The sequence below is a fragment of the Empedobacter sp. UBA5987 genome, assembly GCF_002429865.1.
Taxonomy (GTDB): domain Bacteria; phylum Bacteroidota; class Bacteroidia; order Flavobacteriales; family Weeksellaceae; genus Empedobacter; species Empedobacter falsenii_B.
This window is the reverse complement of the sequence record NZ_DJBB01000009.1, coordinates 20,657-27,328: the sequence shown is the minus strand read 5'-3', so window position 1 is coordinate 27,328 and position 6,672 is coordinate 20,657. Positions and strand designations below refer to the sequence as shown.

Here is a 6,672-nt window from a genome sequence, read left to right as displayed (position 1 = left end):
ACCTAAATGCACTACGGGTTAAATATATTGTTTAATTTCTTTTTTTAGTTGTTGTATTGAATCAAATTTTTTCAAGTAAAATAGTTCTGATTTTAATGTTCCAAAGAAATTTTCAATAATTGCACTATCCAAACAATTTCCATTTCGACTCATACTTTGAATTATTCCTTTTTTTAATAAACATTGATATTGTTTCATTTGATATTGCCAGCCTTGATCCGAGTAAAATAGCATTCATTATTTAATCGGTCTGTATTTATAGCAATTTTCCAAGCGGCTAAAGTGGTATTTTCGATATTCAAAGTATTATGGCCTAAACTCCATCCAATGACCTTTCTATCAAATAAATCGATTAATCTGTTGTTAAATACAAAAATCATTCTTAAGTTTGAATATAAGTATATCTGACACCCATTTCATGTAAGGTTTTGAATCACTAAGATCTCGATTAAGTAGCTTATTCACAGTTAAATAACTTTGTGTTTGGAATTTGTTGTAACTCTTTACTTTTTCTTAATTTATTTCTTAAACCAAGCTCTTTTATATATTTAGCAACTGTTTTAAGGGATATCCTATAACCTAATGCGTCAATTCTGAATGAAGCCGAGGACTTCCATATCTTTGCTTAAATTCAAAATAGAAATACTTTATTTTATACAATATCAATTTTTTTCAAAAATCTATTGGAATAACCTCTCTTTCTCCATTTAAAATAGCTGCTGGAATTGATTTTTAATAGAAAACATATTTTCTCAATCGGAAATTGGTACTCATAATTCTTTATGAATCTATATTTCATCGACCGTTCTTGAAAAAAATGCTGATTGCTTTTTTTTTAAGATATCACGTTCTAATTCAGCATCTTTTAATTTCTTATCTAATTAAACTATACACTGCTGTTCTGCTGTTAATTTTAAATTACCTTTTCATGGAAAACTGTTGGATTCATATTCTTGATCATCTTTGTGGCATTTGTATAATAATGATGTTTTATTACAAGTTCCCTTACTAATTCTGAAATATTACTTATTTCATAACTCAATTCTACTACTCGTAATTTAAATGAGGCATCGTAAAGATTTTTTGTCCTTTCATCATTTTAAGATAAGTCTAATAACTTTTCTTATACTCGAGTTTATGTTAGTATATCCATATCGTGCTGTTGCAAAATATTTACTAAATAAAAAAGAGAACTAAAAAGTTCTCTTTTTTATTTTTGGTTGAATTGATTTATTTCATCTTCTCCACTTTTATATATTTATTTCCATCGACATCGCTCCATGTAGGACCTTCGGCCGAAACCTCATCTCCAATATTCAAGGTTTTATATTCTTGATTATTCTTTTGAAAATTTATAATGCTAATTGTTGCTTTGTAATGCTCTCCTTTTTTGGTTTCGATTGTTGCCATATAGCCATCTTTACCTCTTTCAAGTTCGGTTACTTTTCCATTCACAACAATTTGATGCTCTTCTAAAATTGAAGTTGAATCCGTATTCGCTTTGTTCGTAGTACAACTATTCATAAAAAGTGCAGCTACAAGAATAATTAAAGCATAAGATTTTCTCATAATTATAATTTAATGACAAAAATCAAACAAACTTTATACCATATCTCTTCAATACGATGATTACTCTTCGCCTAAATTTTCTATTTCTGATTCTAGACCTTCTCCAAATTCACTTAAAGCAGAATTTAATGAAATTTCTGTACAATACTTAGATCCTAAATCTAATCCTTTTTGTAAAAACTCTTCCGCTTTTTCCTTTTCTCCTGTAAAATAGTAATACGTATAAAATAATCCGTATCCATCTGGATTTCCTAAATCAATCACACGTTGTGCTAATTGCTGTAACTCTTTATTTGGTTTAAGTTTTATTTCGTCCGCCGCATTCAATGTTTCGAAAACACCACCAGATTGTTCAGCAAATTTATAAGCAAAAACTACTTTACAACTTTCATCAAAACCTTCTTTACACAGTTTTGCATTTGCAGTTTCATTTTCTTTTAATTTTTGATTCAAACTATTTTCATCTAAATCAAAAAGAAAAGAAGCATTATTTTTAAAATTGATATCATAATTCTGCGCCATCCAATTTGCACGCTGCGCTAATTTTGGATTTGATTGAGCTTTATTTTCGAAAGATTTCAAATTTGATTTATATACTTTTTTATCAACCCAATCTGAAATTCCTTTTAATTGATTTTTCTCTTTTTTGAAGATAAAAACCGTTTTTTCGACAAATATTATAACCGAATCGTTGCGTTCAGTAAATTCGTAACCAACCTCATCAAATTCACCGATTGTTACTCTTCCTTTTCCATCAAATTTCAATGGATTATATAATTCATCTTTTGCTTTTGTTGTAAAAACGCCTTCTAACGTATTCGTTGCTTGCTGAGCAAAAAGTATTGACACCATAAATAATGTTGTCAATAAAAACAGTTTCTTCATTTTTTAGAAAGTCTCAATTAATATTACGCCAAAAATAAACGTTTTAATTTGTCTAAAACTCACTAGAAATAGTTAAAAAAATAAATTTCTTTGCAGTCAACCGAGGACTCAAGTAAGGTAAAACATACCTGTTTGTAATCAACCAAGGACTCAGGAAAGGTAAAACATATCTGTTTGTAATCAACCGAAGACTCGGATAAGGAAAACACATCTGTTTATAATCAACCGACTACTCAGGTAAGTTAAAACATATCTGTTTATAATCTCCTGAGGACTTGGGTAAGGTAAAACATACCTGTTTGTAATCAACCAAAGACTCGAGTAAGGTAAAATACATCTGTTTGTAATCAATTTTTTTTTTAGCGAATAATAGAAAAAACTAAGTAACACTTTAACTCTTATTGCGAATGTTTATATTAGCAGGAAATTAAAGAAAAGCTGATTTAATGTTTTTTTACGAAACTTGACTATGTTTAACTTCGTGAAAATTAATGTTAGCTATAATTTCTAAAATAGAACCTTTGAAAAACTACTTTTATAAATATCAATTTATATTTTCAATTCTAACAGTTTTAATGATTTTTTATCAAACTAATTATAAAAATGATCTGAAAAATAATTTAAATGATAGTATAATTAAAAAATTAACTATCATAAATAAAAATTGTTACAACTATAAGATTAGTTCTTCAATAAAAGTAAATTACAATTCGAAAGATTATTATATTAAAGTTGGTGCTAAAGAATGTAAGAACATAAATATTAATGACAAAATCGAGCTTGTTTACTCTAAAAAATATGATGAGTTCGAATTACCTAAACACATTAATCGTAAAAACAATTTAGTATTATATCTATTATTATTTTTTACTTTTTTACCATTAAAAAAATTATCAACTATAATGAATAAATAGAAACTGTAGCTAACATTGTATTTGCAAAATAACAATTTCTAACGAATAAAAAATCCTTGTCAAGGTTCAGAACTTTGACAAGGATTTTTTTATATCTCAATTAAAATAATAAAACGAAAGATTACTCTTCCCATTCTTCTTTTATTTGTCTTGCTTCATAATCTGCAACCATTTCTGCTTCATAATCTACTTTTTCTCCTTTTGAGAAACGACGAATTGCACTATCGAATAATGAATAAACCACAGGAACAATAATTAAGGTTAGGAATAATGAGGAAACTAATCCACCGATAATAACCCATGCCAAACCGTTGTTCATCTCTGCTCCTGCTCCTTCTGCCAAAGCAATCGGAATCATACCAAAAACCATGGCGATAGTTGTCATCAAAATTGGACGAAGACGTGCATGATTGGCTTGTACCAAAGCATTGTGTGTTGTTTCTCCTGCTTCTTTTCTATGGTTTGTAAAATCGACTAATAAAATGGCATTTTTGCACACCAAACCAATCAACATAATCATTCCGAGAATCGTGAAGATATTCAACGAATTATTAGTTAAAGCTAAAACCACAAAGACTCCAATTAATGATAATGGAATAGAAAACAAAACCACGAAAGGATAAATAAACGAATCATACAAAGCAACCATCACCAAATAAACTAAAATAATTGCTGCTAATAATGCGTAACCTAATGTACCAAAACCTTCGGATTGATTTTCTTCATCTCCACCCCAAACATACGATACACCGGTTGGTTTTTTACTATCAATTTTTTGTAAACTATTTTTGAAATCAGTCACAATATCACCCGTTGTACGACCAACAGATTGCGCTTGCACAGTTACAGAAGGTGTTTTATCACGACGCTCTAAGAAACTTGGTCCAGAACTTTGTGTAACCGTTGCAAATTGATCCAAACGAATTTGTTGTCCTTTATCATTCATAAATATCAAACTACGAACATCATCGATATTCGAACGATTAAAATCATTGTACTGAATATTAATATCATATTCGTATTCACCGGCACGGAATTTACCATCTGTATTTCCAGAGAAAGCCGTTTGCATGGTTAAACCAACTGTTTGTAAATTCAATCCTAAAGCAGCCATTTTATCACGGTCAACTTGCACATTAATTTCAGGATTTCCGGCTTCTGTCGTTAATTTCACTTCCGAAGAACCCTTAATTTGCTCTAATTCGTGTTTTGCTAATTCAGCAAATTTCATGGCGCTTTCTAAATTTGGACCTGTCACAACCAACGCTATTGGCGCTTGTTCCGCTCCAATTAAACCAACTGGAACAGTTTTAACCTTAGCACCAACTAATTCTTTTTCTAAATCGCGTTTTACTTTTGCCGCATAAATAAATGAATTGTCTTCACGCTCTGATTTATCATTTAAAATAACGTCTATTTCTGCTTTATAAGCTGTTGCTTGTGCTGCTCCAAATCCTTCAGAACTTTGACCAACAGTTGTAATCATATCAACAACTTCTTTTTTACCACGTAAAAATTTTTCTGCTTTTTGCGTCATAAAATTTGATTCCTCTATTGTTGCATCTTTTGGTAACTCTATTTGAACTAAGAATTCACCTTTATCTGTTTTAGGGAAGAATTCACCACCAATATATTTTCCTCCCATTAAAACTCCAATAACTGCAAATAAAACGATAAATACCCCAATAAAAACTCCAATTCTACGAACGGTAGATTTTAAACACCATTCTAACATATCAGAAATGAAGTGGGTAAATTTCATTAATTGTTTTTCGAACCAAAGAATAAATTTCTCAAAAATATTTTTCCCTGTGATATGTTCTAATTTCCCGAAACGAGAAGACAACCAAGGAACAATTGTAAATGACGACAATAAGGATAGTAAGGTTGCGATAACGACTGTCACACAAAACTGTGCAATAATATTCGCCACCAAACCTGTACTCATTGCAATTGGTAAGAATACCACGACAATTACCAACGTAATAGCTGTTACTGTAAATCCAATTTCTTTTGCCCCATCGTATGATGCTCTAATTTTCGATTTTCCCATCTCCATGTGACGGTAAATATTCTCTAAAACAACGATAGCATCATCCACTAAAATCCCTACAACAAGCGATAAACCAAGTAACGACATCAAGTTTAAGGTATACCCCATTAAGTACATTCCGATAAAAGTCGCAATTAACGATGCTGGAATAGAAACCATTACAATAAAAGCATTACGAATACTATGTAAAAATAAAAGCATTACAATTGCAACTAAAACAACTGCTAAAACTAAATCGAAAATAACGTGATCTGCCGCAGCCAATGTAAAATCAGACGTATCATTTACAATCTGAATTTTAAGTCCTTCTTTCTTATAATCTGTTTCAACTTTTTTGATGGTTTCTTTCATCAATTCAGAAACTGCAACCGCATTTGCATCTGATTGTTTTACAACCTGAACAATAATCGCTGAACTCTGATTAACACGTGCAATTTTTTCTACTTCTTTTTGAGAATCTTGCACAAAAGCAACTTCCGATAAACGAACTTGAATTCCATTATTCGAAGAAATTACCAAATTATTTAATTCATCAACTGATTTATATTTTCCAGAAAGACGAATAATTGTAGAGTTTTCACGTGTTTTTACACTTCCTGTTGGGAAATCTAAATTCGAAGTTAAGATTGCTTGCTGAACTTGAGGCACAGATAATCCATAACCTTTCAATTTCACAGGATCTAAACTTACCTGAATTTCACGTTCTTGTCCTCCAATCAAATTTACTTGCGCAACACCTGTCACACGCGATAAAACTGGTTCTATTTTTTTATCTAACAAATCATACAAATCTTTTTCTGTCAACTTATCAGACGTTACACCAGCTGTAATAATTGGTAAATCACTTAACGAGAATTTCGTCAAAGAAGGCGGATCTACATCATCAGGTAAATCTTTCTCAATGGCATTAATCTTACGTTGCGCATCATTCAACGCTAAATCTGCATTTGCATCAGAATTCAACGTAACCATTACAACTGATAAACTTTCGTAAGATTTCGATTCTACTTTCTTTACATTTTCTAAGGCTGCAACCGCATCCTCTATCTTTTTGGTTACAGAATTTTCAACTTCGTTTGGAGAAGCTCCAGGATAAACCGTTGAAATCGTAACAACATTCGTTTCAAATTTTGGGATTAATTCGTATCCCATTTGCGTATAACTAAACAATCCTCCCAAAGTCAAAATCGTGAATAACACGATAATCATTGTGGGACGTTTAATTGATATTTCTGCTATTTTCATGGAAAT

General features: G+C 30.7%; 4 protein-coding genes. All 4 read right to left on the bottom strand.

Annotated features, from left to right (window positions below):
- Positions 1-18: 18 nt before the first annotated feature.
- Complete coding sequence (locus B3J26_RS14870) at positions 19-153, bottom strand: IS3 family transposase (protein WP_414646886.1); 135 nt, start codon at positions 151-153, stop codon at positions 19-21.
- Between the two features lie 1,077 nt (positions 154-1,230).
- A complete protein-coding gene (locus B3J26_RS01255) occupies positions 1,231-1,569 on the bottom strand; it encodes a hypothetical protein (RefSeq protein WP_291072802.1) in 339 nt (112 codons plus the stop codon).
- 60 nt (positions 1,570-1,629) lie between these two features.
- Positions 1,630-2,454: a hypothetical protein gene (locus tag B3J26_RS01250; RefSeq protein ID WP_291072800.1), complete on the bottom strand. Its 825-nt coding sequence runs from the start codon at positions 2,452-2,454 to the stop codon at positions 1,630-1,632.
- Between the two features lie 1,035 nt (positions 2,455-3,489).
- Entirely contained in the window at positions 3,490-6,666 is a 3,177-nt protein-coding gene (locus B3J26_RS01245) for an efflux RND transporter permease subunit (RefSeq protein ID WP_219034226.1), read from the bottom strand.
- Positions 6,667-6,672: the final 6 nt, after the last annotated feature.

What these genes read in the sequence shown, in the direction of transcription:
- B3J26_RS14870 (WP_414646886.1), bottom strand. Translation starts at nt 153, where the DNA reads ATGAGTCGAAATGGAAATTGTTTGGATAGTGCAATTATTGAAAATTTC.
- B3J26_RS01255 (WP_291072802.1), bottom strand. Translation starts at nt 1,569, where the DNA reads ATGAGAAAATCTTATGCTTTAATTATTCTTGTAGCTGCACTTTTTATG.
- B3J26_RS01250 (WP_291072800.1), bottom strand. Translation starts at nt 2,454, where the DNA reads ATGAAGAAACTGTTTTTATTGACAACATTATTTATGGTGTCAATACTT.
- B3J26_RS01245 (WP_219034226.1), bottom strand. Translation starts at nt 6,666, where the DNA reads ATGAAAATAGCAGAAATATCAATTAAACGTCCCACAATGATTATCGTG.